This window comes from Saccharothrix longispora, assembly GCF_030852425.1.
GTDB classification, from domain to species: domain Bacteria; phylum Actinomycetota; class Actinomycetes; order Mycobacteriales; family Pseudonocardiaceae; genus Actinosynnema; species Actinosynnema longispora.
This window is the reverse complement of record NZ_NSDM01000008.1, coordinates 342,531-368,262: the sequence shown is the minus strand read 5'-3', so window position 1 is coordinate 368,262 and position 25,732 is coordinate 342,531. Positions and strand designations below refer to the sequence as shown.

General features: G+C 73.5%; 28 protein-coding genes. 8 read left to right on the top strand and 20 right to left on the bottom strand.

The genetic code is table 11. From position 1 onward, the window contains the following. Positions 1–9 precede the first annotated feature (9 nt). The 15 genes from CKY47_RS20980 to rimP form a co-directional block, all read right to left on the bottom strand. Entirely contained in the window at positions 10–2,256 is a 2,247-nt protein-coding gene (locus CKY47_RS20980) for a polyribonucleotide nucleotidyltransferase (RefSeq protein WP_306747604.1), read from the bottom strand. 230 nt (positions 2,257–2,486) lie between these two features. Next, entirely contained in the window at positions 2,487–2,756 is a 270-nt protein-coding gene (gene rpsO / locus CKY47_RS20975) for a 30S ribosomal protein S15 (protein WP_306747603.1), read from the bottom strand. 136 nt (positions 2,757–2,892) lie between these two features. Next, positions 2,893–3,378, bottom strand: a complete 486-nt coding sequence (locus CKY47_RS20970) for a helix-turn-helix domain-containing protein (protein WP_306747602.1) — start codon at positions 3,376–3,378, stop codon at positions 2,893–2,895. 91 nt (positions 3,379–3,469) lie between these two features. After that, positions 3,470–4,411 carry a bifunctional riboflavin kinase/FAD synthetase gene (locus CKY47_RS20965; RefSeq protein WP_306747601.1) on the bottom strand — a complete coding sequence of 314 codons (942 nt, stop codon included), beginning with the start codon at positions 4,409–4,411 and terminating at the stop codon, positions 3,470–3,472. Positions 4,412–4,439: 28 nt separating this feature from the next. Continuing rightward, complete coding sequence (locus CKY47_RS20960) at positions 4,440–4,808, bottom strand: hypothetical protein (RefSeq protein WP_306747600.1); 369 nt, start codon at positions 4,806–4,808, stop codon at positions 4,440–4,442. Between the two features lie 48 nt (positions 4,809–4,856). Continuing rightward, the gene (gene truB / locus CKY47_RS20955; RefSeq protein WP_371320711.1) at positions 4,857–5,801 is read right to left on the bottom strand and encodes a tRNA pseudouridine(55) synthase TruB; all 945 of its coding nucleotides are present in this window, start codon (positions 5,799–5,801) and stop codon (positions 4,857–4,859) included. After that, positions 5,777–7,096: an MFS transporter gene (locus tag CKY47_RS20950; RefSeq protein ID WP_306747598.1), complete on the bottom strand. Its 1,320-nt coding sequence runs from the start codon at positions 7,094–7,096 to the stop codon at positions 5,777–5,779. The genes truB and CKY47_RS20950 overlap by 25 nt, the downstream gene beginning before the upstream one ends. 97 nt (positions 7,097–7,193) lie before the next feature. Continuing rightward, a complete protein-coding gene (locus CKY47_RS20945; RefSeq protein WP_306747597.1) occupies positions 7,194–8,510 on the bottom strand; it encodes an MATE family efflux transporter in 1,317 nt (438 codons plus the stop codon). After that, positions 8,507–9,481 (bottom strand): DHH family phosphoesterase, encoded by a 975-nt coding sequence (locus tag CKY47_RS20940; protein ID WP_306747595.1) that lies wholly within the window; start codon positions 9,479–9,481, stop codon positions 8,507–8,509. Before CKY47_RS20940 ends, CKY47_RS20945 begins: the two co-directional genes overlap by 4 nt. Positions 9,482–9,517: 36 nt before the next feature. Next, a complete protein-coding gene (gene rbfA / locus CKY47_RS20935; RefSeq protein ID WP_306747594.1) occupies positions 9,518–9,967 on the bottom strand; it encodes a 30S ribosome-binding factor RbfA in 450 nt (149 codons plus the stop codon). Positions 9,968–10,009: 42 nt separating this feature from the next. Next, complete coding sequence (locus tag CKY47_RS20930) at positions 10,010–10,306, bottom strand: DUF503 domain-containing protein (RefSeq protein WP_306747644.1); 297 nt, start codon at positions 10,304–10,306, stop codon at positions 10,010–10,012. Positions 10,307–10,380: 74 nt separating this feature from the next. Further along, on the bottom strand, positions 10,381–13,470 hold the full coding sequence (infB, locus tag CKY47_RS20925) for a translation initiation factor IF-2 (RefSeq protein WP_306747593.1): 3,090 nt from the start codon (positions 13,468–13,470) through the stop codon (positions 10,381–10,383). Between the two features lie 87 nt (positions 13,471–13,557). Further along, on the bottom strand, positions 13,558–13,902 hold the full coding sequence (locus tag CKY47_RS20920; RefSeq protein WP_306747592.1) for a YlxR family protein: 345 nt from the start codon (positions 13,900–13,902) through the stop codon (positions 13,558–13,560). Between the two features lie 22 nt (positions 13,903–13,924). Continuing rightward, positions 13,925–14,947 (bottom strand): transcription termination factor NusA, encoded by a 1,023-nt coding sequence (nusA, locus tag CKY47_RS20915; protein ID WP_306747591.1) that lies wholly within the window; start codon positions 14,945–14,947, stop codon positions 13,925–13,927. Further along, complete coding sequence (rimP, locus tag CKY47_RS20910) at positions 14,944–15,468, bottom strand: ribosome maturation factor RimP (RefSeq protein ID WP_306747590.1); 525 nt, start codon at positions 15,466–15,468, stop codon at positions 14,944–14,946. The genes nusA and rimP overlap by 4 nt, the downstream gene beginning before the upstream one ends. Before the next feature lie 166 nt (positions 15,469–15,634). On the opposite strand from rimP, the gene CKY47_RS20905 reads away from it, so the two are divergent. Together CKY47_RS20905 and CKY47_RS20900 are read left to right on the top strand one after the other, a co-directional pair. Next, positions 15,635–16,078 carry a hypothetical protein gene (locus CKY47_RS20905; protein WP_306747589.1) on the top strand — a complete coding sequence of 148 codons (444 nt, stop codon included), beginning with the start codon at positions 15,635–15,637 and terminating at the stop codon, positions 16,076–16,078. Then, the gene (locus CKY47_RS20900; protein ID WP_306747588.1) at positions 16,075–16,503 is read left to right on the top strand and encodes a ferritin-like domain-containing protein; all 429 of its coding nucleotides are present in this window, start codon (positions 16,075–16,077) and stop codon (positions 16,501–16,503) included. The genes CKY47_RS20905 and CKY47_RS20900 overlap by 4 nt, the downstream gene beginning before the upstream one ends. A gap of 9 nt (positions 16,504–16,512) precedes the next feature. Here the strand turns inward: CKY47_RS20900 and CKY47_RS20895 are convergent, their stop codons facing one another. The 4 genes from CKY47_RS20895 to CKY47_RS20880 are packed head-to-tail and all read right to left on the bottom strand — an operon-like array spanning position 16,513 to position 19,603. Then, the gene (locus CKY47_RS20895; protein WP_306747587.1) at positions 16,513–17,271 is read right to left on the bottom strand and encodes a hypothetical protein; all 759 of its coding nucleotides are present in this window, start codon (positions 17,269–17,271) and stop codon (positions 16,513–16,515) included. Positions 17,272–17,296: 25 nt separating this feature from the next. Beyond that, positions 17,297–18,304, bottom strand: coding sequence for an aminotransferase class V-fold PLP-dependent enzyme (locus tag CKY47_RS20890; protein WP_306747586.1), 1,008 nt, complete (start codon positions 18,302–18,304; stop codon positions 17,297–17,299). 7 nt (positions 18,305–18,311) lie between these two features. Further along, positions 18,312–18,794 (bottom strand): DUF4442 domain-containing protein, encoded by a 483-nt coding sequence (locus tag CKY47_RS20885; RefSeq protein ID WP_306747585.1) that lies wholly within the window; start codon positions 18,792–18,794, stop codon positions 18,312–18,314. A 32-nt stretch (positions 18,795–18,826) separates the two neighbouring features. Beyond that, entirely contained in the window at positions 18,827–19,603 is a 777-nt protein-coding gene (locus CKY47_RS20880; protein WP_306747584.1) for an SDR family NAD(P)-dependent oxidoreductase, read from the bottom strand. A gap of 65 nt (positions 19,604–19,668) precedes the next feature. Between CKY47_RS20880 and CKY47_RS20875 the strand changes: the two genes are divergently transcribed. From CKY47_RS20875 to CKY47_RS20860, 4 genes are read left to right on the top strand one after another with little or no spacing between them, the layout of a single operon-like run. Then, a complete protein-coding gene (locus CKY47_RS20875) occupies positions 19,669–20,076 on the top strand; it encodes a YjbQ family protein (protein WP_306747583.1) in 408 nt (135 codons plus the stop codon). Positions 20,077–20,116: 40 nt separating this feature from the next. Next, positions 20,117–21,043 (top strand): DUF8017 domain-containing protein, encoded by a 927-nt coding sequence (locus tag CKY47_RS20870; RefSeq protein WP_306747582.1) that lies wholly within the window; start codon positions 20,117–20,119, stop codon positions 21,041–21,043. Further along, entirely contained in the window at positions 21,040–21,723 is a 684-nt protein-coding gene (locus CKY47_RS20865; protein WP_306747581.1) for a DUF8017 domain-containing protein, read from the top strand. Before CKY47_RS20870 ends, CKY47_RS20865 begins: the two co-directional genes overlap by 4 nt. Then, entirely contained in the window at positions 21,720–22,400 is a 681-nt protein-coding gene (locus CKY47_RS20860; RefSeq protein ID WP_306747580.1) for an HAD family hydrolase, read from the top strand. The genes CKY47_RS20865 and CKY47_RS20860 overlap by 4 nt, the downstream gene beginning before the upstream one ends. 1 nt (position 22,401) lies before the next feature. Here the strand turns inward: CKY47_RS20860 and CKY47_RS20855 are convergent, their stop codons facing one another. Next, the gene (locus tag CKY47_RS20855) at positions 22,402–24,144 is read right to left on the bottom strand and encodes a proline--tRNA ligase (protein WP_306747579.1); all 1,743 of its coding nucleotides are present in this window, start codon (positions 24,142–24,144) and stop codon (positions 22,402–22,404) included. Positions 24,145–24,263: 119 nt separating this feature from the next. Between CKY47_RS20855 and yaaA the strand changes: the two genes are divergently transcribed. Together yaaA and CKY47_RS20845 are read left to right on the top strand one after the other, a co-directional pair. After that, complete coding sequence (yaaA, locus tag CKY47_RS20850) at positions 24,264–25,010, top strand: peroxide stress protein YaaA (protein WP_306747578.1); 747 nt, start codon at positions 24,264–24,266, stop codon at positions 25,008–25,010. A 99-nt stretch (positions 25,011–25,109) separates the two neighbouring features. After that, positions 25,110–25,613, top strand: coding sequence for a hypothetical protein (locus tag CKY47_RS20845; RefSeq protein WP_306747577.1), 504 nt, complete (start codon positions 25,110–25,112; stop codon positions 25,611–25,613). Positions 25,614–25,732 lie beyond the last annotated feature (119 nt).

Below are 25,732 nucleotides of genomic sequence, written 5' to 3'. Positions count from 1 at the left end.
CGCTCGTCGTCACTCGGCCGAAGCCTCCGCCGGAGCGGCGTCCTGCGCGGGGGCGTCGGCGGCGTCGCCGGCCGGGGCCGCGTCGGCGTCCTCGTTGACCAGCACGAGGCTGATCTTGCCGCGCTGGTCGATGTCCGCGATCTCGACGCGGAGCTTGTCGCCGACCTTGACGACGTCCTCGACCTTGGCGATGCGCTTGCCGTTGCCCAGCTTGGAGATGTGGATCAGGCCGTCCTTGCCCGGCAGCAGCGACACGAACGCGCCGAACGCCGCGGTCTTCACCACGGTGCCCAGGAAGCGCTCGCCCACCTTCGGCAGCTGCGGGTTCGCGATGGCGTTGATCAGGCCGATGGCGGCCTCCGCGGACGGGCCGTCCGCCGCACCGACGTAGATCGTGCCGTCGTCCTCGATGGAGATGTCGGCGCCGGTCTGCTCGGTGATCGAGTTGATCATCTTGCCCTTGGGCCCGATGACCTCGCCGATCTTGTCGGTCGGGATCTTGACCGACGTCACGCGCGGCGCGAACGGGCTCATCTCGTCCGGGCGGTCGATGGCCTCGGCCATGACCTCCAGGATGGTCAGGCGCGCGTCGCGGGCCTGACCGAGGGCCTTGGCCAGCACGTCGGACGGGATGCCGTCGAGCTTGGTGTCGAGCTGGAGCGCGGTCACGAACTCCTTGGTGCCGGCGACCTTGAAGTCCATGTCGCCGAACGCGTCCTCGGCGCCGAGGATGTCGGTCAGCGCGACGTACTCCGTCTTGCCGTCGACCTCGTCGGACACCAGGCCCATGGCGATGCCGGACACCGGCGCCTTCAGCGGCACGCCGGCGTTGAGCAGCGACATCGTGGACGCGCAGACCGAGCCCATCGACGTGGAGCCGTTCGAGCCGAGCGCCTCGGACACCTGGCGGATCGCGTAGGGGAACTCCTCGCGCTTGGGCAGCACGGGCATGAGCGCCCGCTCGGCCAGCGCGCCGTGGCCGATCTCGCGGCGCTTCGGCGAACCGACGCGACCGGTCTCACCGGTGGAGAACGGCGGGAAGTTGTAGTGGTGCAGGTAGCGCTTGTGCGTCTCCGGGGACAGCGAGTCGATCTGCTGCTCCATGCGCAGCATGTTCAGCGTGGTGACACCCAGGATCTGGGTCTCGCCGCGCTCGAACAGCGCCGAGCCGTGCGCCCGCGGGATCAGCTCGACCTCGGCCGACAGCGACCGGATCTCGGTGAGACCGCGGCCGTCGATGCGGACCTTGTCGCGCAGGATGCGCTGGCGGACCAGCTTCTTGGTCAGCGAGCGGAACGCGGCGCCGACCTCCTTCTCGCGACCCTCGAACTGCTCGGCCAGCTTCTCCAGCACCGACGCCTTGAGCTCGTCGATGCGGTGCTCGCGCTCCTGCTTGCCGGCGATGGTCATCGCCTGGGCCAGCTCGCCCGCCACGGCCTGCTCGACGGCCTCGAAGGCGTCGGCCTGGTAGGCCGGGTAGGTCGGGAACTCGCCGGTGGCCTTCGCGGCGACCTGCGCCAGCTGGGCCTGCGCCTCGCACAGCGACGCGATGAACGGCTTGGCGGCCTCCAGGCCGGCGGCGACGACCTCCTCGGTGGGCGCCTGGGCGCCCTCGCCGACCAGGTCGACGACGCGCTCGGTGGCCTCGGCCTCGACCATCATGATCGCGACGTCCTCACCGACGATGCGACCGGCGACGACCATGTCGAACACGGCCTTCTCCAGCTGCTCGTGCGTGGGGAACGCCACCCACTGGCCCTCGATCAGCGCCACCCGGACGCCGCCGATGGGGCCGGAGAACGGCAGGCCCGCGAGCTGCGTGGACGCGGACGCGGCGTTGATGGCCACGACGTCGTACAGGTCCTGCGGGTTCAGGCTCATCACCGTGATGACGACCTGGATCTCGTTGCGCAGACCGTCCACGAAGGACGGGCGCAGCGGCCGGTCGATCAGGCGGCAGGTCAGGATCGCGTCGGTCGACGGGCGACCCTCGCGGCGGAAGAACGAGCCGGGGATGCGACCCGCGGCGTACATGCGCTCCTCGACGTCCACCGTGAGGGGGAAGAAGTCGAAGTGCTCCTTGGGGTGCTTCGACGCCGTGGTGGCCGAGAGCAGCATGGTCTCGTCGTCCAGGTAGGCGACGACGCTGCCGGCGGCCTGGCGGGCCAGGCGACCGGTCTCGAAGCGGATGGTGCGGGTGCCGAACCGACCGTTGTCGATCAGGGCTGAAGTCTCGTGGACCTCGAATTCCGTCATGCGGAAACTCCTCGTCGTGCGGGCCGCAGCGCGCTCGGGTGCGGGATCGCGGTTCGGACGAGGCCGGTCTTCGATCGAAGTCCCCTGGTCTTCTCCACTGCCAGGGGGCCACTACCGAGGACCGGCGAACTGTCGTCCCGTGCGCCGCGCGTACGTCCCTCGTCTTTGTTGTCTTGTCCTTGCGAAGCCGAAGGGGGAGTGATCATGCGATCACTCCCCCCCGGCACGTTTCACCTGCGCAGGCCGAGACGACCGATCAGGTCGCGGTAGCGCTGGATGTCCACCTTCTGGAGGTAGTTGAGCAGCCGGCGGCGACGGCCGACGAGCAGCAGCAGGCCACGACGCGAGTGGTGGTCGTGCTTGTGCTTCTTGAGGTGCTCCGTCAGGTCGGCGATGCGCTTGCTCAGCAGCGCGACCTGAGCCTCGGCGGAGCCGGTGTCCGTGTCGTGGACGCCGTACTCGGCGAGGATGGTCTTCTTCTCATCGGTGGAGAGTGCCACGTTCCTGCTTCCTGGTTCTCGATTCCCGTGCCGTGGGGCCCCGCTCGCGCGGGGTAGTCGGTACTGGCCGCCACGGACCGCAGCCAGACCCAACTGTCGAGGTTACCAGTAGTGGCGGACGGCTACCCGTCCGCGGTCAGGCGTCGCGGTCCTTGCCCGCGCGCCGCAGCACGTCGGCCAGCGCCGGGAAGTCCTCGCCCAGCACGTCGGCGGCCTGCGACAACTCGCGGCGGTCGGCCAGCCGGCGCAGGAACGGGAACACCACGGCCTCGTCGTCGGCGAGGTTCACCGGCAGCGACTCGCGCCCCACCGTGGGCTTGGAGCCGCGGACCTCGTCCAACGCGCGCTGGAGGGCCTCGGGCGCACCGGTGGACACGTCGGGGGTGAGGACCTTGCGCTCCAGCATGATCATCCGCGCCAGCACCGACGGGTTGCCGATCTTCGCGCGGCGACCGCTCATGACCTGGCTGAGCATCGGGGCGCTGATCCCGAGGACGTCGGCGAGCTGCGCCTGGGAGACGTTGAAGGCGACCACCAACCGGCGCACCCGGTCGCCCAGGGGCTCCCCGTACCACTCACGCTGCAACGCGAGGTTGCGCTGGACGATCTTGTGGTCCTCCACCTGCGCCTCTCCCCTAGCCCGGTCGACGTGACAGCATCCTGCCAGGTCGCCGACCACGGCACGGACGGTTCCACCCACCTGGTTCAACAGGTCACAGCTGCTCTTCGGCCACCAGGACGTCGCGGGCCACGGCCACGTCGCGGTGCATCTGCACCAGCAGGTCCTCGACCGCGTCGAACTTCTCCATGCCGCGCAGCCGCTCCACGAAGTCCAGCGCCACCCGCTGGCCGTAGAAGTCCTCGTCGACGTCGAGCACGTAGGCCTCGACGCGCCGCTCCCGGCCGGAGAAGGTGGGGTTCGTGCCGACGCTCACCGCGGCCCGGAGGCGCCTGCCGTCGCCGCGGACGAACCAGCACGCGTACACGCCGTCCGCGGGCACGGCGGCGAAGCGGGTCGTGGACAGGTTGGCCGTGGGGAAGCCCAGCTCCTTGCCGCGGCCGTCGCCGCGCACCACGATGCCCTCCAGCCGGTGCGGCCTGCCCAGCGCGTGCGCGGCGGCCGCCACGTCACCCGCGTCGATGCACGCCCGGATGTAGGTCGACGAGTACGTCACCCCGTCGTCGGTCACCAGATCCGCCCCCTCCGTCACGAAGCCGAACCGCGTGCCCAGCGCGCGCAGCAGGTCGACGTTGCCCGCCGCCTTGTAGCCGAACGTGAAGTTCTCGCCCACCACCACGGCCGCCGCGTGCAGCCGGTCGACCAGGATCTCGTGCGCGAACTCGTCCGCGGGCATCCGGGACACCTCGGCGGTGAACGGGATGACGCAGAAGACGTCCGCGCCGAGCCCCTCGACCAGCTCGGCGCGCCGGTGCAGGCCCGTCAGCTGAGCGGGGTGGCTGCCGGGGCGGACGACCTCGGAGGGGTGCGGGTCGAACGTCATGACGACGCTCGGCACCCCCTTGGCCGCCGCCAGGTCCACCGCGCGGCCGATCAGCGCCTGGTGGCCCCGGTGGACGCCGTCGAACACGCCGATCGTCACGACGCAGCGGCCCCAGCCGCCCGGAAGGAGGTCGAGCCCTCGCCAGCGTTGCACGCGGCAAGCCTACGGGGCCGGGTCGCGGTCAGCGGTTGGGGTTGACGTCCCGTCCGGCCTGGTAGACCGTGCCGCCGTCGCGCGCGACCGCGTGCTGGGTGACCGCCGTCGACGAGTCGATGGTGACCGAGCCCACGTTCCCGGCCTGCACGACGCCGCCGTGCACCGTGCCGGTGACCGAGTTGTGGACGGACGGCCCCGGCGGGGAGGGCCGGGGTGCGGGCTGCGGCTCGGCGGGCCGCTGCATCCGCACGGTGAGCGCGACGCCCAGCAGGGTGAGCAGCACGACCGCCGCCCACGCCCACGGGTCGCCAGCCGCGTCCGTGGCCATGTTGACCGCCACACCGGTCGCCGAGGCGACCACCCCCGCCGCCGCGGGCAACACCCATCTCGCCATGCGTCCACGGTAGGCCCACGCGGCCGCGGTGTGACCGGGGATCGGCGGTCAACCCGCCGGCGTGAGCACCACCAGGGACCTGGTGACGGCACCCTCGTCCTTGGCCAGGGCCACGACGTGGCCGTCCGGGCCGAACACGCCGTAGGTGCCCTCCAGCCCACCCGCCGGGAGGCGTTGGCCGTGGGACAGGGCCACGGCCTCGCGCGGCGCGATCTCGCGGCGCGGGAAGGCGGTGGCGACGGCCGCGTCGAGGTCCAGGGACAGGCCCGGCGCGTCCTCCAGCTGCTGGAGTGTCCTGGCGACGCGCAGGTCGAACGGTCCGACCCTGGTGCGGCGGAGGTTGGCCAGGTGGCCGCCCACGCCCAGGGCGGCGCCGAGGTCGCGGGCCAGGGCCCGGACGTACGTGCCGGACGAGCACTCGACCATCACGTCCAGCTCGGTGGTCGCGCCCTCGCGGCGGATCGACAGGACGTCGAAGCGGTGCACGGTGACCGGGCGCGCCGGGATGTCGACGACCTCGCCGTCGCGCACCCGCGCGTAGGCGCGCTTGCCGTCGATCTTCACGGCGCTCACCGCGCTCGGCACCTGCTGGATCGCGCCGGTCAGGGATTCGACGCCCGCGCGGATCGCGTCCTCGGGCACCGCCGAGGCGTCCGCGCTCGACACGACCTCGCCCTCGGCGTCGTCGGTCGTGGTCGACGCGCCCAGGCGGATCGTCGACAGGTACGCCTTGCTGTCCAGCGCGAGGTGGCCGAGGAGCTTCGTGGCCCGCTCGATGCCGAGCACGAGCACGCCGGTCGCCATCGGGTCGAGCGTGCCCGCGTGGCCGACCTTGCGGGTGCCGAGGATGCGGCGGACCTTGGCGACCACGTCGTGGGAGGTCATGCCGTCCGGCTTGTCGACGACGACCAGGCCGGGCGCTACGGGGGGACGGGAAGGGCGGCTGGGTGCGGGCACGAGGGGAGATCTTAGGCGTCGGCCAGGGCGTCCCAGCGACGGCGGCGCACCGGTACCGGCACGGTCTCCCCCCGGTCGAGCGCGGCGAACACGGCGGCCCTGGCGCGCCGCCACCACACGACCGTGCGCCACACCCCGACCAGCAGCACGGCCACCACGGACAGGAACGCGACCCGGTAGGCGTCGGGGGCGGCCAGCGGTTCGGCGACGTCGAGCAGCACGCCCACGACGAGCGCGGTGAAGGTGATCGCGCCGAACCCGCCGACGTTGGCCACGCCGGTCGCGGTGCTCACCCGGTGCAGCGGGTTGTAGTCGCGGACGAGGGCGAAGGCGACGCCGGACACCGGGTTGCCGATCGCGAGGAGGGCGAACACGGCGTACAGCACGGGGGTGGGCAGCACGCCGCCCGGCCAGCCGAGCAGCAGGGCCCAGCACACCACCGCCACGCCGAGGTAGCCCCCGACGATCGGCATGCGCCAGCCGGGGCGGCCGGCGATGACCGCGCCCATCACGGGACCGGCCACGACGGCGATCACGACGAGGGTGCTGAGCACGGCGGACGCGGCGGGCCGGGACAGGCCCTGCCCCTCGACCAGGTACGGGAAGCCCCACAGCAGGGCGAGCAGCGCCGGGGTGGACATCGACGTGAAGTGGACCCAGAAGCCCAGGCGGGTGCCGGGCACGCGCCACGCGGCGGCGACGCGCGGGCCGAGCGCGCGCAGCGGCACCGGCTCGGCGACGGGTGGCGGCACGCCGTCGGGGACCTCGCGCACCCGCCACGCCACGACCGCGGAGTAGGCGGCGGTGGCGGCGCCGGCGATGAGGAACGTGGCGGTCCAGCCGGCGTTGCCCAGCAGCAGGGTCAGCGGGACGGTGGCGACGAGGTTGCCGGCGCCGCCGAGGGCCGCGGACAGCGTCATCACGACGGTGAACCGGCGGGGCGGGAAGTGCGCGGCGGCGAGCCGCAGCACGCTCACCCACGTCATGGCGTCGCCGATGCCGAGGACGGCGCGGGCGGCGAGGCCGACCTGGTAGGAGGAGGCCAGCGCGAACAGGACCTGGCCGGCGCCCATGAGCAGCGCGGCGGCGACGAGGACGCGGCGCGGGCCGAAGCGGTCGACGAGCAGGCCCGTGGGGACCTGCATCAGCGCGTACAGCCCGATCTGGAGCACGGTGAACGTGCTGAGCGCGGCGGGGCCGACGCCGAACCGCTCGGACGCCTCCAGGCTGGCGACGCCGAGCGAGTTCCGGTGGAACAGGGCGGCGACGTAGACGGCGACGGCGGTTGACCAGATCAGCCAGCCGCGCTTCGTGGCTCGATCGACCGGCAAGGGGAACTCCTCGTGGACCGTGCGGCGGCACTCCCGGTATCGAGAAACACTTGTCCTGTGTTAACGATTCCCGGACGTGCGCCTCGCCACACGCCGGTCAGGTCACGCCGACCCTCGCCCACCTGCCGGAACGGGTCCGCGCCAGCACCGCCACCAGCCGCAGGACCATGAACGCCGTCAGGCCCGTCCAGATCCCGACCAGGCCCCAGCCGAACACGTGCGACGCCCACACCAGCGGCAGGAAGCCCAGCGCCGCGGAGGCCAGGGTGGCGGTGCGCAGGAACCCGGCGTCGCCCGCGCCGAGCAGCACGCCGTCGAGGGCGAACACCACCCCGGCGACGGGTTGCAGGCCCACGAAGAACCACCAGGCGTGCGGGATCTCGTCGAGCACGAGCCGGTCGGTGGTGAACAGCAGCGGCAGCGGACCGGACAGCGCCGCGAACACGACCCCCAGGAACACGCCGAACACCAGTCCGTAGCCGGTGACCTGCCGGGCGAACCGCCGGGCCCGGTCGCGGCGCCCGGCGCCCAGCGCCGCGCCGACGATGGACTGCGCGGCGATGGCGAGGGAGTCGAGCACGAGCGCCAGGAACGTCCACAGCTGGAGCACGACCTGGTGCGCGCCGACGGCGGCGACGGACGTGCGGGCGGCGACGGACGCGGCGGACAGGAAGCACGCCTGGAACGCCAGGCTGCGCAGCACCAGGTCGCGGCCGAGGCCGAGCTGGGCGCGCATCCGGCGCGGGTCGGGTCGCAGGTCGACGTGCTCCGCGCGCAGCGCCCGGCCGAACAGGCCGGCGGAGAGGACCTGCGCGATGACGTTCGCGACGGCCGAGCCCTCCAGGCCCCAGCCGGCGACGTGCACGAAGAGCGGGCACAGCACGGCCGAGATGCCGTTGCCCACGAGCACGTAGCGCAGCGGGCGGCGGGTGTCCTGCACGCCGCGCATCCACCCGTTGCCGGCCATGGTGACCAGTACGAACGGCGCGCCGAACAGGGCGATGCGGAGCCAGCCGACGGCGTTGTCGGCGACCTCGCCCGGACCCGCGAGCAGGCGCGCGGCGGGAGCGGCCAGGAGTTGGCCGAGGGCGATCACGAACGCGCCGACGGCGAGCGCGAGCCACGTCGCCTGCACGCCCTCCTCGACCGCCCCGACCCGGCGGCCCGCGCCGAACAGGCGTGCGGCGCGGGCCGTGGTGCCGTAGGAGAGGAAGGTGAGCTGGGTGGCGACCTGCGTGAACAGGACGCCGCCCAGGGCCAGGCCGGCGAGGGGCAGCGCGCCCAGGTGGCCGACCACGGCCGTGTCCACCAGGACGTAGAGGGGTTCGGCGGCCAGGACGACCAGCGCCGGCGCGGCCAGGCCGATCACGCGGCGCGCGGGCACCCGATCGGCGTCGAGGGGGTCGGGGCTCATCGTCCGGCCACCTCGGCCAGCGCCTCCCGCAGCCGCCGGAGCACCGCGTCGGCCGTGCCGGTCGCGGTGAAGCCCGCGGCGAGGCGGTGACCGCCGCCGCCGAGCAGCTGCGCCACCTCGCGGACGTCGACCCGGCTCACCGCGCGCAGCGACACCGACCACGTGGCGGGCCGCAACTCCTTCAGCACCGCCGCCACCTCCGCCTCGGACGTGGTGCGCACCAGGTCGACCACGCTCTCCACCTCCTCGGGACGCAGCCCCGCGGCGTCCTCCAGCGTCACGACGGCGTGCACGAACCCCAGCCCGGCCGCCGCGTCCGGTTCCAGCCGCGCGCCGCGCAGCACGGTCGACAGCATCCCCAGGTAGCCGAACGGGTGGGAGTCCATCAGCGGCCGGGCGACGGCCTCGGCGTCGACGCCCGCGGCGAGCAGGCGGGCCGCGACCTCGTGCGTGGACGCCGACGCGTGCCGGAACGACCGCGTGTCCGTGACCAGGCCCGCGTAGATGCAGCGGGCCACCGGCTCGTCCAGCTCCACGCCCAGTTCGTCGAGCAGCCGCAGCACCACGATCGCGGTGGCCTCGGCGCGGTCGTCCACCACGTTGACGTGCCCGAAGCGGGGGTTGGACACGTGGTGGTCGAGCACGACGACCACACCGGCGGTGTCCACCCGGTCGCCGAGCGGCCCGAGCCGGCCGACGCTGCCGGTGTCCAGGGCGACGAGCACGGGCGGCGCGGCGGGCACCTCGGAGGCGGGCACGAGCAGACCGGCGACGTCCAGGTCGCGCAGCGTCTCCGGCACCTCGTCGGGCGCCCCGAACGACACCCGCGCGGTCACGCCGCGGCGGTGCAGGGCCAGGCCGAGCGCCAGGGCGCTGCCCAGCGCGTCCGCGTCGGGGTTGACGTGGGCCAGCAACGTGACGTCGGTGGCGGTGGACAGGACGCGGGCCGCGGCGGTGAGGTCGTTGTGCACGACCGGAACGCTAGTCGGCCCGCGTCGGTCGCATCCCTACTCGCCGTCCTCGGTCTCCCGCGGCGGCTTGTACGGGTCGGGCTCGCCGGCGGGCTCCGCGCCGGACGCGATGCGGGCCACCTCGGCGTCCGCCTCGCGCGCCCTGGCCAGCAGCTCGTCCATCCGCCGCGCCTCGTCGGGCACGGTGTCGGTGACGAACGTGAGCGTCGGGGTGAACCGCACGCCGGTCTGCTGGCCGACCATGGTGCGCAGCACGCCCTTGGCGCTCTCCAGCGCCGCCGCCGCGCCCACGAGGTCCGGCTCGGCGTCCAGCTTCTCGCCCAGCACGGTGTAGTACACCGTCGCGTCGTGCAGGTCGCCCGTAACGCGGGTGTCGGTGATGGTCACGCGGGCCAGCCGCGGGTCCTTCACCTCGTGCTCCAGCGCGGAGGCCACGATCTGCGAGATCCGCTTGGCCAGCTTGCGAGCCCGTGCCTGGTCGGCCACGGCGCTCCCCTCCTTATCGGTTGTCGCCGCGTGGCGACGTGTTCAGTCGTCCTCCGGCCCGACCAGCCTGTGGCGGGCGGAGAGCAGTTCCAGTTCGGGTCGCCCGGCGACGAGCCTCTCGCAGGCGTCCAGGACTTCCCTGACATGCTGGGCGTCGGCGGCGACCACCGCCACTCCGATCAACGCCCGGCGGTGCAGGTCCTGGTGGCCCGCCTCGGCGGCGGACACCTCGAACCTGCGCCTCAGCTCGGCCACGACGGGCTTCACCGCGGACCGCTTCTGCTTCAACGAGTGGACGTCGCCGAGCAGCACGTCCAGCTCAAGAGCACCGACGAACAGGGTTCATCACCACGTGGGTTTCCAAGGGTGCGGGGCCGCCCCGTGGGACGGCCCCGCACCGTGTCGGAAGACGATCAGGCGCGCGGCTTCTCGCGCATCTCGAACGTCTCGATGACGTCGCCGATCTTCAGGTCGGCGTAGTTGCCGAGCGTCAGACCGCACTCGTAGCCCTCGCGGACCTCGGTCGCGTCGTCCTTGAACCGCCGCAGCGAGCTGATCGGCAGGTTCTCCTGGACGACGTTGTTGTCGCGCAGCAGGCGGGCCCGCGCGTTGCGGCGGATCTCGCCCGACAGCACGAGGCAACCGGCGATCGTGCCGACCTTGGAGGACTTGAAGACCTCGCGGACCTCCGCGCGGCCCAGCTGGACCTCTTCGTACTCCGGCTTGAGCATGCCCTTGAGGGCCTGCTCGATCTCGTCGATCGCCTGGTAGATCACCGTGTAGTAGCGGACGTCGACGCCCTCGCGGTTCGCGAGCTCGGTCGCCTTGCCCTCGGCCCGGACGTTGAAGCCCAGGACGATGGCGGAACCGGCGACGGCGAGGTTGATGTCGCCCTCGGTGATGCCACCGACGCCGCGGTGGATGACCCGCAGCTCGACGTCGTCGCCGACCTCGATCTTCATGAGCGCGTCTTCCAGTGCCTCGACGGTACCGGAGTTGTCGCCCTTGATGATCAGGGTGAGGGCGCTGGTCTCCTTCAGCGCGGCGTCCAGGTCCTCCAGGCTGACGCGCTTCCGCTTGGCCGCGTTCATGGCGTTGCGGTTGCGGGCCTGGCGGCGCTCGGCGATCTGCCGGGCCACCCGGTCCTCCTCGACCACGAGGAACGTGTCGCCGGCGCCGGGCACCGAGGTGAGGCCGATGACCTGCACCGGGCGCGACGGGGTCGCGACGGTGACGTCCTCGCCGTGCTCGTCGACCATGCGGCGCACGCGACCGTAGGCGGCACCCGCCACGATCGAGTCGCCCACGCGGAGCGAACCGCGCTGCACCAGCACCGTGGCGACCGGACCGCGACCGCGGTCGAGGTGCGCCTCGATGGCGACGCCCTGCGCCTCCATCTCGGGGTTGGCGCGCAGGTCGAGCGACGCGTCGGCGGTCAGCAGGATCGCCTCCAGCAGGCCGTCGATGTTGATGCCCTGCTTCGCCGAGATGTCCACGAACATGGTCTCGCCGCCGTACTCCTCGGCGACCAGCCCGTACTCGGTGAGCTGCTGGCGGATCTTGGCGGGGTTGGCCCCCTCCTTGTCGATCTTGTTGACCGCGACCACGATCGGCGCGTCGGCCGCCTGGGCGTGGTTGATCGCCTCCACCGTCTGCGGCATCACGCCGTCGTCGGCCGCCACCACGATGACCGCGATGTCGGTCGAGTTCGCACCACGCGCACGCATGGCGGTGAACGCCTCGTGACCCGGGGTGTCGATGAAGGTGATGAGGCGCTCGTTGCCCTCCAGCTCCGTGTTCACCTGGTAGGCGCCGATGTGCTGGGTGATGCCACCCGCTTCGCCCTCGGCCACCTTCGCGGTGCGGATCGTGTCGAGCAGCCGCGTCTTGCCGTGGTCGACGTGACCCATGACGGTGACGACCGGCGGGCGGATCTGGAGGTCCTCCTCGCCACCGGCGTCGTCGCCGTAGGTGATGTCGAACGTCTCCAGCAGCTCGCGGTCCTCCTCCTCGGGGGACACGACCTGCACGACGTAGTTCATCTCGGAGCCGAGCAGCTCCAGGATCTCGTCGGACACGGACTGCGTCGCGGTGACCATCTCGCCGAGGTGGAACAACACCTGCACCAGCGAGGCCGGGTTGGCGTTGATCTTGTCGGCGAAGTCGGTCAGCGAGGCGCCGCGGGGCAGGCGGATCGTCTCGCCGCTGCCCTTGGGCAGGCGGACGCCGCCGACCGACGGCGCCTGCATGTTGTCCATGTACTCCTGGCGCTTCTGCCGCTTCGACTTGCGGCCGCGACGCGCCGGACCACCGGGACGGCCGAAGGCGCCCGCGGCACCGCCGCGACCACCGGGGCCACCGCCACCGGGACGACCGCGGAAGCCACCGCCGCCGCCACCGGCCGGGGCGCCACCGCCGCCGCCGGGGCGGAAGCCACCGCCACCGCCACCGCCGCCACCGGGACGGAAACCGCCGCCACCGCCACCGCCGCCGCCCCCACCGGGACCGCCGCGGAAGCCACCGCCGCCACCGCCGCCACCGGGACGACCGCCGCCGCCACCGGGACCGCGACCGCCACCACCGGGTCCGCCGCCGGGACGACCGCCGCCACCGCCACCGCCACCGGGGCGGGGGGCCGGACGGCCGGGCATCATGCCCGGGTTCGGCCTGGGCGGCATGTTGCCGGGGTTCGGGCGCGGGCCGCCGGGACCGCCGGAGCCACCCGGACGCGGACCGGCCGGACGCGCGTCACCCGGCTTCGGGCCGGACGGGCGCTCGTCGCGACCGCCACCGGGGGTCTGCGGGCGCGGGGCCTGCGGACGCGGCGCGGGAGCGCCACCGCCGACACCGAACGGGTTGTTGCCCGGACGCGGGGACCGCGGGCCGGCGGGCTTGGGGGCCTGCGGGCGCGGCGGGACCACGGACGGGGGGTTCTGCGCCGCGGCGGGCTGCTGCTGCTGCGGCGCCGGGCGCGGGCCGGGACGCGGACCCGCGGGCCGGGAGGCCTGCTGCTGTTGCTGCTGGGCCGGAGCCGGGGTCGGCGCCGCGGCAGCGGGCGCCTGGGCCGCGGGGGCCTTGGGCTGCTGCGCCGGGGCCGGGGCCGCGGGGGCCTTCGGCTGCTGCGCCGGGGCCGGGGCCTGGGCCGCGGGAGCCGGGGCCGCGGGAGCCGGGGCCGCGGGAGCCGGGGCCGGCGGCTTCGGGGCCATCGGCTTGGGACCGGGCACCGGGCGCGGGCCGGGCTTGCCGGCGGGCGCGCCGGGGCGCGGGGCGTCACCGGACGACGCGGGGGCCTGCGGCTTCGGCGGCGCCGGGCGGGCGCCGGACGACTTCGGCTTCGCGTCGTTCTTGGCGTAGGCGTCGCGCAGCCGTCGGGCCACCGGGGCCTCGACGGTGCTGGACGCGGACTTCACGTACTCGCCCTGGTCGGCGAGCTTGGTCAGCAGTTCTTTACTCGTGACACCGAGCTCTTTCGCGAGCTCGTGCACGCGGGCCTTGCCTGCCACTGCACTCCTCTGTGAGGGAGGCCGGCGGCTGGTCCCGTCGACCTCGTCTTAACGTCGCGCGTTCATGTCTTCAGCTTCACGGCTGACTCATGACGGGTCGACCTGCTTCCTTGCTTCCTGCTGGTCACGGGGCGATCCCGCGACCTCCTGGCGGTACTGCTCGAAGTGTTCGCGCAAGCCTTCGACGTCGAGCGGACCCTGGACCCGGAAGGCCCTGGGGAACGCCCGGCGCTTCTCTGCGTTGCGCAGGCAACCGGGATCGGGGTGCAGCCATGCTCCCCGCCCCGGCAACCGTCGGCGCGTGTCCGGGACCACGGTCCCGTCCACGACCACCACGCGCAGCAGCTCGGAGGGCAACGTCCGAGCGCGGCATCCTATGCACGTACGAACCGGGCCGATGTGCGTGAGAACCGATCCCCGACGTTGAACCACTGGGAAGTCTATCCCCTAATGCCTATTCGGCCGAACCGGACGTCGCCGCGCCCGCCGGAGCGGCCCCGCCGGCGTCCGCGTCGGAGCGGATGTCGATGCGCCAGCCGGTCAGCCTGGCGGCCAACCGGGCGTTCTGGCCCTCCTTGCCGATGGCGAGGGAGAGCTGGAAGTCCGGCACGACGACGCGCGCCGTCTTGGCGCGTTCGTCGAGCACCTTGACGGACACGACCTTCGCAGGCGACAGGGCATTCCCGACGAACGTGGCCGGGTCGTCCGAGTGGTCGATGATGTCGATCTTCTCACCGGCCAGCTCGCTCATGACGTTGCGCACACGGGCGCCCATCGGGCCGATGCAGGCGCCCTTGGCGTTGACCCCGGGCACCGACGAGCGGACCGCGATCTTCGAACGGTGACCTGCCTCACGTGCCACCGCGGGGATCACCACGGTGCCGTCCGCGATCTCCGGGACCTCCAGCGCGAACAGCCGGCGCACGAGGTTCGGGTGGGTGCGGGAGAGGGTGATCTGCGGGCCGCGCTGACCGCGGGACACGCCCACGACGTAGCACTTGATCCGCGAACCGTGGACGTAGGTCTCGCCGGGCACCTGCTCGGCCGGGGGCAGCACGCCCTCGGTGTCGCCGATCTGGACGACGACCATGCCGCGGGCGTTCGCGCGGGCGTCGCGCTGCACGACGCCGCCGATGATCTCGCCCTCCTTGGCGGAGAACTCGCCGTAGGTGCGCTCGTGCTCGGCGTCGCGCAGGCGCTGGAGGATCACCTGGCGGGCGGTGGTGGCGGCGATGCGGCCGAACCCCTCGGGGGTGTCGTCCCACTCCTCGGCCACCGAGCCGTCGGGGTTGAGCTCCTGGGCGAGGACGCGCACCACGCCGGTCTTGCGGTCGATCTCGACCCGCGAGTGCGAGTGGTGCCCGTCGGTGTGCTTGTAGGCGGTGAGCAGGGCGGTCTCGATCGCTTCGAGGACCGTGTCGAAGGGGATGTCCTTGTCCCGTTCGATCGCCCTGAGAGCGGCGATGTCGACGTTCACTCCGACTCCTCCTTCAGGTGCTTGCCCTCCAGGAGCGCGAGCTCCTCGACGGGCGGCTGCTTGAACTCCACTTCCACGGCGGCGCGCTCGATCGTCGAGTACTCGACGCGGCGCAGCTCGCCCTTGACCAGCAGCACGACCCCGGTGTCGTCCGCGTCACCGACGCGGCCGAACCACTCGACCTGGTCGGGCTGCTTGACCTTCACCAGGCGCAACCGGTTGCGCTTCCAGTGGCGCGGCCTGGTCAGCGGGCGGTCGGCGCCCGGCGAGGTGACCTCAAGCGTGTACGGGCCGGCGATGAGGTGCTCGTTCGCGTCGAGGGCGGCCGACACGACGCGGCTCGCCTGAGCCACCTCGTCCAGGCCGATCCCGTCGTCGCCGTCGACGACCACCTTCACCAGCCTGCGACGCCCAGCCTGGTTCACGTCGAGCAGTTCGAGGTCGAAGCCGATGGCCTCGACCGCCTCCCGCACGACGGGGGTTAGCTGCGCGGCGAGTTCTCCGCGCGGCGGGCTGGACACGTGGTGACTCCTTGTGTCGACGTGTGCAGGGTCAGGGCGGAGGGCATGACGACCCCGGTCGACGCTGCACTCGCCGGCCGTGGTCGCCCAGACTATCTCGTCCCGGCGGGGGCGCACGTCCCACGGGAGGGCGGCGCCCGTTCCGGCTCTGGCAGGATCGGTACCCGTGATCGGTGAATCGGCGTTCAGCAGGCGGGGAGTGCTGCTGGCGGCGGCAACGGTGCCGTTCGTGGCGGCGTGCACCCCGGAACCTCCCCCTCCGCCACCCCCGGACGTGCTGGAAGACCTGGTGGGGGCCGCCCTGTCCGACGCCGCGCTGGCCGCGGCGGTCGGCGCGCCGGAGACGGCCGCCGCCCGGACCGAGCACGCCGACCGGCTGCGCGCGGAGATCGAGCGCGCCACGCCGCGGGTGCCGGGGTCGACGCCGCCGCCCTCGCCGCCGCCGTCGGTGGCGCCACCCGCCGGGGGGACGCGGGAGACGTTGGTTACGTCGCTCCAGGCGGCGCAGAAGCAGGCCGGCGACCTGGCGGTGACGGTCGGGTCGCACCGGGTCGGGTTGGTCGCCTCGGTGGCCGCCGGGTGCGCGAGTCTGGTGGAGGCGTTGTCGTGAGCGTGGACGCGGTGCAGGACGCGTTGGCCGCCGAGCACGCGGCGGTGTGGACGTACGGGCTGGTCAGCGCGTTCATCGAGCAGCAGGCCGCGGCGGTGGCGGACGGCGCGAACGCGCACCGGGCCCGGCGGGACACCACCGAGCGGTGGCTGCGGGACCAGGGGGCGACGCCCCGCCCGCCCGCGGCGGCGTACCTGCCGCCGCAGCCGGTGGACAGCGCCGCGTCGGCCATCGCGGCGCTGATCGCGGTGGAGGCGGACGCGTGCGCGGCGTGGCGCGGGGTGCTGGAGCGGACCGACGACGGCGCGCTGCGGCGGTCGGCGCTGGACGCGCTGACGGTGTCCGCCGTGCGGGGCACCCGGTGGCGGAAGGTCGCCGGGGTCGCGCCGCTGTCGATCACGATGCCGGGGGCCGCGGTCGGCTGACCCGGCCCCTCAGCCCCTCAGCTCGTCCGCGAGCCGCATCGCCTCGAAGCTGATCTTCTTCATGAGGCGGTTGTGCTCGGCCTCGTTCGCGCCGTGCGTGATCGTGTCCGACTCGATGATGACCAGGTCGCGGTCCTTGAGCTGGGCCGCGAACCCGCCGTTGCCGAGGGTGGACAGGCCCTGGACCTTCACCGCGCCGTCCTTGACCAGGTCGTTGACGTTGCCCGTGCCGTCGCGGCTGGTCAGGTCCTTGAGCTTGGTGGCGTCCTCGACGGTCCTCATGCGCACGACCGACACGGACGTGTAGACCGTCACGCCGTCGGGTGTCCTCGTCGTGTACAGGCCGCGGGTGAGCTGCTGGCACGGGGTCGCGGTGAGGAACGCCTTGGTCTGGCCGTAGGCGTGGGACGCGCAGTCGCTGTCCTTGAGCGGCTCCGGGGCCTGCGCCGACTCTGCGAAGGTGAACTCCCCCGCCGGCGCGGGCGTGGTGGTGGGCGTGCCGGTCGGCGTGTCCTTCGGCATGACCAGCAGCCAGACCAGGCCGGACACCACCGCCACGCCGAGCAGGCCGGCGGCCTTGACCAGCAGGCCGCGGCGCGACGTCCCCGGCGCGGGCGGTGGCGCGGACGCGGGTGCGGGCGGTGGTGTGCTGAGCAGGGAGTCCAGCTGCCCGATCTCGGACGGCCGCCACAGGGGGGCGGTGTCCGAGGGGCGGAGCGGAGGAATCCGCTGCGTCACCTCTTCGGGTGATTCGGGAGGAACCGACACGAAGACCCACGGTAACGGAAGTGCGTCAGCGGAGCGCCGCGAGCACCGCGTCGACGTCCTCGGCGGTGTTGTAGAGGTGGAACGCGAGGCGGACCCGACCGGCCCGGACGCTGGAGCGGACGCCCGCGGCGGCCAGCTTCTCCGCCGCGCCGGGCAGGCCGAGGGAGACGATCGGGCTGGGCGCCGGGGGCAGGTCGAGGGCCGTGAGCAGGTCGTTCGCCAGGCCCACGGCGTGCTCGCGGACCTCGCCGAGGTCCAGCCCGGCCAGGTAGGGCAGGGACTCGGCGGCACCGAACTGGGACAGCCAGACCGGGGACAGGTCCAGCCGCCGGGCGTCCGGGGCCAGGCGCAGCGGGAGGCCGTAGACCGAGGTCCAGGGGTCGTCGCCCGCGTACCAGTTGGCGGCGGCGGGGGTGGTGCGGGCCAGCGCGGCCGGTGAGCAGGCCAGCCAGGCGCAGCCGCGCGGGGCCATCAGGAACTTGTAGCCGGCGGCGACGACCCAGTCGGCCCACCCCAGGTCGAGCGGGGTCCAGCCGACCGCCTGGGTGGCGTCGAGGAGGACCGGGGTGCCGGCCGCGCGCAGGGCGTCGAGGTCCACGGCGCGGCCGTCGGCGGACTGGACGACGCTCACCGCGACCAGGTCGTGCCGGGGGGCGTGGGCGGGGACGTCGTCGAGGTCGACTTCGGTGATCCGCAGGCCGTGGGCCGCGAAGGGGAAGGTGAGGCTGGTGAAGTCGCCCCTCGCGACGAGGACCGAGGTGGTCGGCGGGACGCTCGCGGCGACCAGGGCGACGAGCTGGGACACGGAGGCGCCGGACGCGACGCGGTCGCCGGGGACGCCGACGAGGCGGCCGAACGCGCGGCGGGCGGCGGTGACGTGCGGGTCGGCCGTGCCGCCGTTGTCCAGACCGGTGGACCAGCGGCGCACCGCGTCGGCGACGGCGGCCGCGGTGGGGGCGGGCGGCACGCCGACGGACGCGGTGTTCAGGTAGCCGAGGGGGACGTCGAAGGTCGTTCCGAAGGCTTCGCGCATGCGGTCATCAGACGGCCCGGGGCGCGTCGGCGTCCACCGGGTTCCCGCGCCGCTTGCGCCGGGCGTAGACCTGCTTGCGGGTGCGGGCGACGACGGCGCCGGTCTCGTCGACGACGTCGGTCTCGAACCAGACCAGCGCCTTGCCGCCGTCGGCGGTCCGCGAGCGGATCTCGTCGAGGTGCTCGTCGGTGAGGCGGAACTCGGCGGTGACGGTGCCCCGGCCGGGCGTGACGAACTCGATCTCGCCCGCCTTGTCCCACACGAGGTGCTCGCGGCCCAGGTGGTGCAGGACGAGCAGCATCCAGAACGGGTCGGTCATGGCGAACAGCGAGCCGCCGAAGTGGGTGCCCACGTAGTTGCGGTTCCACCGGTGCATGCGCAGGCGGACCCTGGCGCGGCGGTAGTCGTCGGACAGCTCCACGACGCGGATGCCGGCGAACAGGAACGGCGGCCACAGGTTCATGCCCCGGCGGAGGTGCGATGCCTTCACGCGCAGCCATGTTACCGGCGGGTAGGAGCCGGTCAGTGCAGCGTGATGACGTTCTTCGTCACTTTCGCCGCCTCGTCGGAGCAGAGGAAGGCGACGACCCCGGCCACGTCCTCGGGCTGCGAGACGTCGTGCTGCGCGCGCACCGCGTCGTTGACCCAGCCGGTGTCGGTGACGCCCGGTTTCACGACGTTCGACGTGATGCCGTGCGGCCACAGCTCGGCGGCGGCGGACATGGCGTAGTTGTCGAGCGCCGCCTTGGCCGCGCCGTACGTGACCTCGCTCGGGAACCCGAGGGGGCCGCCGGAGGTGAGGCCGACGATGCGGCCCCAGTTGCCGCCGCGCGCGATGTGCCTGCGGGCGAACTCGGAGATCATCAGGGCCCCCGCGCGGGCGTCCACGGCGAACTGCGCGTCGAACGTCTGGGGCGTCACGGCGCGCAGCACGCGGCCGAACTGGTCGGTCTCGGCGGCCAGGAACGTGTCCTGCACCCAACTGGAGGCGTTGTTGACCAGGATGTCGACCGGCCCGAAGACGTGCTCGGCGACGTCGAACAGCCGGGCGGGCACGAGGGGGTCGGCCAGGTCGGCCTCGACGGCGTGGGCCCGGCCGCCCGCCTCGGTGATGGCGGCGACGACGTGGTCGGCGTCCGACTCGCGGGCGGCGAAGTACTCGGGCGGGGTGCTCGGGTCCGGCGCGGGCGCGAAGCGCAGGAACGTGACGAGGACGTTGACGCCCCGGGCGGCGAGGGCCTTGGCCGTGGCGGCGCCGATGCCCTGGTTGGCGCCCGTGACGATCGCGGTGTGGATCACACCGCGATCCTGCCCGACCGGGCCGTGCGGGCGCACCGGCATTGTTCCGGGCAAGGTATGGGGTCATGCGCAGCGAAGAGATCGAGGTCCGCACCGGGTCCGAGCGGGTCGTCCACGACCTGACGCGGGCGTGCGAGGAGTTCCTGGCCGACGTCGACGGCGACGGCCTGCTGCACGTGTGGGTGCCGCACGCCACCGCGGGCCTCGCCGTGCTGGAGACCGGGGCGGGCAGCGACGACGACCTGCTGGCCGCGCTGGAGGACCTGCTCCCCGCCGACGGCCGGTGGCGGCACCGGCACGGGACGCCCGGGCACGGCCGCGACCACGTGCTGCCCGCCCTCGTGGCGCCGTACGCGACCATCCCGGTGCTGGGCGGCGTGCTCGCGCTCGGCACGTGGCAGTCGGTGTGCCTGGTGGACACCAACGTCGACAACCCCGTGCGCACGGTGCGGTTGAGCTTCCTGCCGGGGTGACCCGGCCTCCCTGCCGGCGGTGTCGGGGTACGGTTCACCGGTGACGTACCCAGGTGACGGGCAGACCGGCTGGGGCGGCCAGTCCAACCAGGGCGACTGGGGCCGGCAGCAGCCGCAACCGCAGCAACCGCCGTACGGCGGGTACCCGCAGCAGGAGTACCCGCAGCAGGGCTTCGGGTCCTACGGCGGGCTCGGCGTGTTCTCCGGCGGGGACGAGCCGCCGCGCAAGGACCGGACGAAGGTGTGGATCGCCGTCGCGGTCGCCGCGGTGGTGCTCCTCGCCGGCGGGTTGACGGCGTTCTTCGTGACCCGGTCCGGGTCCACGCCGGTCGCGCAGACGTCGAGCAGCGCGCCGACCACGACGACCACCCGGTCGTCCGCCCCCACCACGACGCGGACGACCGAGGCCGGGCCGTCGTGCGAGGCGGCGAAGCGGGACTGGAACTGCCTGCCCGTGCCCGCCCTGTCCTACAGCTACGACGTGCCCAAGGGCTGGTCCCCCGCGGCGGGGTCGGCGAACGTCGAGGGCCTGGACGGGGTGAAGCTCACCGGCCTCACCCTGACCGGCGCCTACGACTGCGGCGGCAACGGGTTCACCCGCGGCGGCGCGGGCGGCGTGGTCGTGCCGGCGGGCGACCTGGCGGCGGTGGCCAAGGACTTCGCGCAGAGGCTCGGCACCCAGTTCTACAACTCGGCGCCGCGGTTCGAGGTGAAGCTCGGCGAACCGAGGCCGGTGAAGCTGGCGGGCGAGGTCGAGGGCGTGCAGGTCGACGCGACCATCACCACCTCGGGCGACGAGTGCCTGGCCACCAAGGGCATGGTGAAGGTCCTCGTGCTCCGGGGCGACCCCGGCTTCCACGTGTTCATGGCCAACGGCGACCTGGAGGGCGGTCCCGCCCAGCCCGCGCCGCCCACCGAGGCCGACCTCCAGGCCATGGTGGACTCCGTGAAGCCGCTGGCCCGGTGAGCTACACCGGTTTCGGGGTCTACCAGCCCCCACCGCCCCCTCGGAAGCCGAACCGCGCGCCGCTGTGGGTGGCGCTCGGCGTCGTCGGCGTGCTCGCGGCGGGCGGCGCGGTGGCCCTGGTCGCGGCGGGCTCCGGTGACGAGCCCGCCGCCCCGTCGTCGTCGTCCCCCGAGGCTCCCCCGTGGCAGGTCGTGGAGGACCCCCGATCCGGGGTGGTCTACGAGCTGCCGCCGGACTGGGAGTCGCAGGGCGGCGGCGCGTCCGGGCGGATCGCGCTGGGCTCGTCGTACGTGTCGCGGCCGTTCGAGTGCCAGGGGCGGAACATGATCCAGGCCCAGGCCGTCGCCGGGTCGCTCGTGGAGGACGACCCCGGGCAGGTCGGCACCGAACTGGTGAACCGGCTCGCGGCGAGCGGCTACACGGTGGACGGCGCCCCGCCGACGATCGGCGACCCGCGGGTCGAGGGCGACGGCGACCGGGTCGTGGTGAGCGTCGAGGTGACGCCGGAGGCGGCGAACGCCTGCTTCGCGCCGAAGGCGAGGATCACGGCGGTGGCGCTGCGCAACGGCGGCGAGGTGGCGGTGTTCGCCCTCAACGTCGCCGAGGGCGGCCCGCACGTGGCCGAGGGACCGTCGGAGGACGACGTGGAACGCATCCTGGGGAGTGTGCGGCTGCCGTGAACACGCTGGTGCTGTGGGACATCGACCGCACCCTGGTCGACGCGGGCGGGCTCGGCGTCGACTGGTACCGGACGGCGCTGCGCGCGGCGGCCGGCCTGGACATGGTGCGCGAGCCGGACTTCGCCGGGCGCACCGAGCGCGCCATCACGCTGGAGCTGCTGGCGCTGCACGAACTGGAGGCCACCGAGGAGCTGATCACCCGGCTGCACGCCGAGCTGATCGACGCGGCGCGGCGGGAGCACGGGCTGCTGACCGAGCGCGGCCGGGCGCTGCCCGGTGCGCTGGAGGTGGTGCGGGCACTCGCCCGGCGCGACGACGTCGTGCAGACCCTGGTGACCGGGAACCTGGTGGAGATCGCCCGGTTCAAGCTCGCCCCGTTCGGCCTGGACGAGCACCTGGACTTCGACATCGGCGGCTACGGCAGGCTGTCCGAGCACCGGCCCGAGCTGGTGCTGGAGGCCGTGCGGTTGGCGTCGGCCAAGCACGGCCGCGAGTTCCGCGCCGTGGTCGTCGGGGACACGCCGCACGACGTGCGGGCCGCGCTGCACCACGACGCCGTCGCCGTGGGCGTGGCGACGGGCCGCAGCAGCGCGGAGGAGCTGCGGGAGGCCGGCGCGCACGTGGTGCTCGCCGACCTGTCCGACACGGGCGCCGTGCTGGCGGCCGTCCTCCCCTGACCTAGCCCTTCACGACGTCGACGAGGTGCTGCACGGCGCCGTCCACCGGCACCTCGACGCGCTCGCCGGAGCGGCGGTCCTTGACCTCGACCACGCCGTTCGCCAGGCCGCGGCCCACCACGAGGATCGTGGGCACGCCGATCAGCTCGGCGTCGGCGAACTTCACGCCGGGGCTGGCCTTGCGGTCGTCCAGCAGCACCTTCACCCCCCGCGCGGACAGCTCGGCGGCCAGCTTCTCCCCGCCGGCGAGCAGGGTCTCGTCCTTGCCCGCGACGACCACGTGCACGTCGTACGGCGCCACGTTGCGGGGCCAGATCAGGCCTCGCTCGTCGTGGCTCTGCTCGGCGATGGCCGCGACCAGGCGGGACACGCCGATGCCGTAGGAGCCCATGGTGATGCGGACGGGCCTGCTGTCCGGGCCCAGCGCGTCGAGCTGGAACGCGTCGGCGTACTTGCGGCCGAGCTGGAAGATGTGCCCGATCTCGATGCCGCGCGCGGCCACCAGCACGCCCCGGCCGTCGGGCGACGGGTCGCCCTCGCGGACCTCGGCGACGTCGATCACGCCGTCGGGGGTGAAGTCGCGGCCCGCGACCAGGTCCACCACGTGGTGGTCGGCCTTGTCCGCGCCGGTCACCCACGCCGTGCCGCGCACGACCCGCGGGTCGGTCAGGTACCTCACGCCGTTGGCCTGGAGAGCGGCCGGACCGATGTAGCCCTTGACCAGGAACGCGTTGCGGGCGAAGTCCTTGTCCTCCAGCATCGCGATCTCGGCGGGCTCCAGCGCCGCCTCCAGGCGCTTGAAGTCCACCTCGCGGTCGCCGGGCAGGCCGATCGCCAGCAGCTCCCAGTCGCCGCCGGGGACCCTGGTCTTCACCAGGACGTTCTTGAGGGTGTCCGCGGCGGTGAAGGCGCGGTCGGTGTTGGCGTTGAGGAACGCGACCAGGCTCTCGATGGTCGGCGTGTCGGGCGTGTGGTGGACCTGCGCCCCGGGCTTGGTCGCCGGGTCCTGCTCGGGGGGCGCGGGCGTGGTGACCGCCTCGACGTTCGCCGCGTAGCCGGACTCCGTGCTGCGCACGAAGGTGTCCTCGCCGGTGGGCGCGACCGCCAGGAACTCCTCGGACGCCGAGCCGCCCATCGCGCCCGACGTGGCGGAGACGATCACGTACTCCATGCCCAGCCGGTCGAAGATGCGGATGTAGGCGTCGCGGTGCTGCCGGTACGAGTGGGCCAGGCCCTCGTCGGTGAGGTCGAACGAGTACGAGTCCTTCATGACGAACTCGCGCCCGCGCAGGATGCCCGCGCGGGGACGCGCCTCGTCGCGGTACTTGGTCTGGATCTGGTAGAGCGTGACCGGGTAGTCCTTGTAGGAGGAGTACTCGCCCTTCACGGTGAGGGCGAACAGCTCCTCGTGCGTGGGGCCGAGCAGGTAGTCGGCGCCCTTGCGGTCCTTGAGGCGGAAGATGTTGGGGCCGTACTCGGTCCACCGGTTGGTGGCCTCGTAGGGCTCCTTCGGCAGCAGCGCGGGGAACTGGATCTCCTGCGCGCCGAAGGCGTCCATCTCCTCGCGCACCACCTGCTCGATGTTGCGCAGCACCCGCAGCCCCAGCGGCAGCCACGAGTAGCCGCCCGGTGCGACCCGCCGGACGTACCCGGCGCGGACCAGCAGCTTGTGGCTGGGGACTTCGGCGTCGGCCGGGTCCTCGCGCAGGGTGCGCAGGAACAGCGACGACATCCTCGTGATCACGGTGGGTGCTCCTCGTGGCGCTGGTGGTCCGGCCAGGGTAGTGAACGGCGTCTGCCCAGTTCCAACGGGTTCCGCCTCGTGCCCGGCGTCCGGGCGGCGGGGCACTAGGCTGCCCGGTCGTGCTGGTGCTGCTCCCCCCGTCGGAGACCAAGGCCGTCGGTGGTTCCGGCGCGCCGCTCGACCTCGACCTGCTCTCGCACCCCGAGCTGACGCCGGTGCGGGCGAAGCTGGTGGACGCCCTCGTCGACCTGGCGGCCGACGTGCCCGCCGCCCTGGCCGCGCTCGGGCTGTCCGAGCGGCAGGTCGGGGAGGTGGAGCGCAACGCCCGGCTGCGCGGGTCTCCGACGATGCCCGCGCTCGCCCGGTACACCGGTGTGCTGTACGACGCGCTCGCGCTCGACTCGTTCACCAGGGCCGAGCGGGCGCGGGCGTTCGGGCGGCTGGCGGTGGCCTCGGCGCTGTTCGGGCTGGTCGGCGGCGGCGACCCGATCCCGGCCTACCGGCTGTCGGGCGGCAGCGCGCTGCCGTCGGTGGGCCCGCTGGGCGCGCTGTGGCGGCCCGCGCTGGAGCCCGTGCTGGCGGGCGGCGGGTTCGTGGTGGACCTGCGGTCGAGCCCGTACAACTCGCTGGCCCGGGTGCCCGGCGCGGCGGTGGTCCGGGTGGTCACCGAGGGCGAGGGCGGGCGGCGGGTCGCGGTCAGCCACTTCAACAAGGCCCACAAGGGCCGGCTCGCACGCGCGCTGGTGAAGTCGCGCGCCGAGCCGGGCGACCTGCGGGCGCTGGCCAGGGTCGCGGTGCGGGCCGGCCTGCGGGTCGAGGTGACCGGGCCGGCGACGGCGGACCTCGTCGTCGGGGCGGGCGGGTGAGCGCGGCCCCCGCGGTCCTCCCCCGGAGTCGCCCGCCGAACGCGTGACGGAGCGCGGCGACTTGTGACCGCTGGTGACACAGGTGCCAGAATGGCCCGCGTGAGCCCCGACACACCCGGCGACACGTCTGCCGAGACCGTGACGCCCGCCCTCCTGAGAGGGATCTCCGAGGACCTGCGAGCCGGACCGCTCGACGCGCCCGAGGCGCTGAAGCTGGTCTGGTCGGGGCTGTGCCTGGCCCGGCTGCTCGGCCTGCGGCTGGGCGCGGTGGACGGGCGGTGGCGACAGCGGCAGCGCAACGCCGAGTCGGTGGAGCACCAGTTGGCGCGGGACTTCGGCACGTCGGCGACGTTCACCGGCACCGCGCTCGCCCTGCCCGGTCACGGGTTACCGCGCCCGCTGGCCGCGGACGAGGTGGACGAGGCGCTCGACGCGCTGGTGGAGTTCAGCTCGGCGGCCCGGCAGCGGATGCTCGCGACCGCGCCGAAGGCCGCGCAGTGGCACGACGAGCGCGTGCTGCGGCACGACTCGCTGGTGATGGGCGAACTGGGGGCGGCGTGGCTGGGCAACCGCGCCAGCTACCGCGTGGACAGGTCGCGGTAATCCGGTTGCGGCCGCGCCGGGACGCGCGGCACCCTGTGCGGGAACGCGTTGCAGCGCCGGCGGTGGAAGCCGCGGCGGACCAGAGGAGGTGCCAGATGGCCATTGCCGTCCGGGACGTG

What these genes read in the sequence shown, in the direction of transcription:
- CKY47_RS20980 (WP_306747604.1), bottom strand. Translation starts at nt 2,256, where the DNA reads ATGACGGAATTCGAGGTCCACGAGACTTCAGCCCTGATCGACAACGGT.
- CKY47_RS20960 (WP_306747600.1), bottom strand. Translation starts at nt 4,808, where the DNA reads ATGGCGAGATGGGTGTTGCCCGCGGCGGCGGGGGTGGTCGCCTCGGCG.
- CKY47_RS20945 (WP_306747597.1), bottom strand. Translation starts at nt 8,510, where the DNA reads ATGAGCCCCGACCCCCTCGACGCCGATCGGGTGCCCGCGCGCCGCGTG.
- CKY47_RS20890 (WP_306747586.1), bottom strand. Translation starts at nt 18,304, where the DNA reads ATGCGCGAAGCCTTCGGAACGACCTTCGACGTCCCCCTCGGCTACCTG.
- CKY47_RS20875 (WP_306747583.1), top strand. Translation starts at nt 19,669, where the DNA reads ATGCGCAGCGAAGAGATCGAGGTCCGCACCGGGTCCGAGCGGGTCGTC.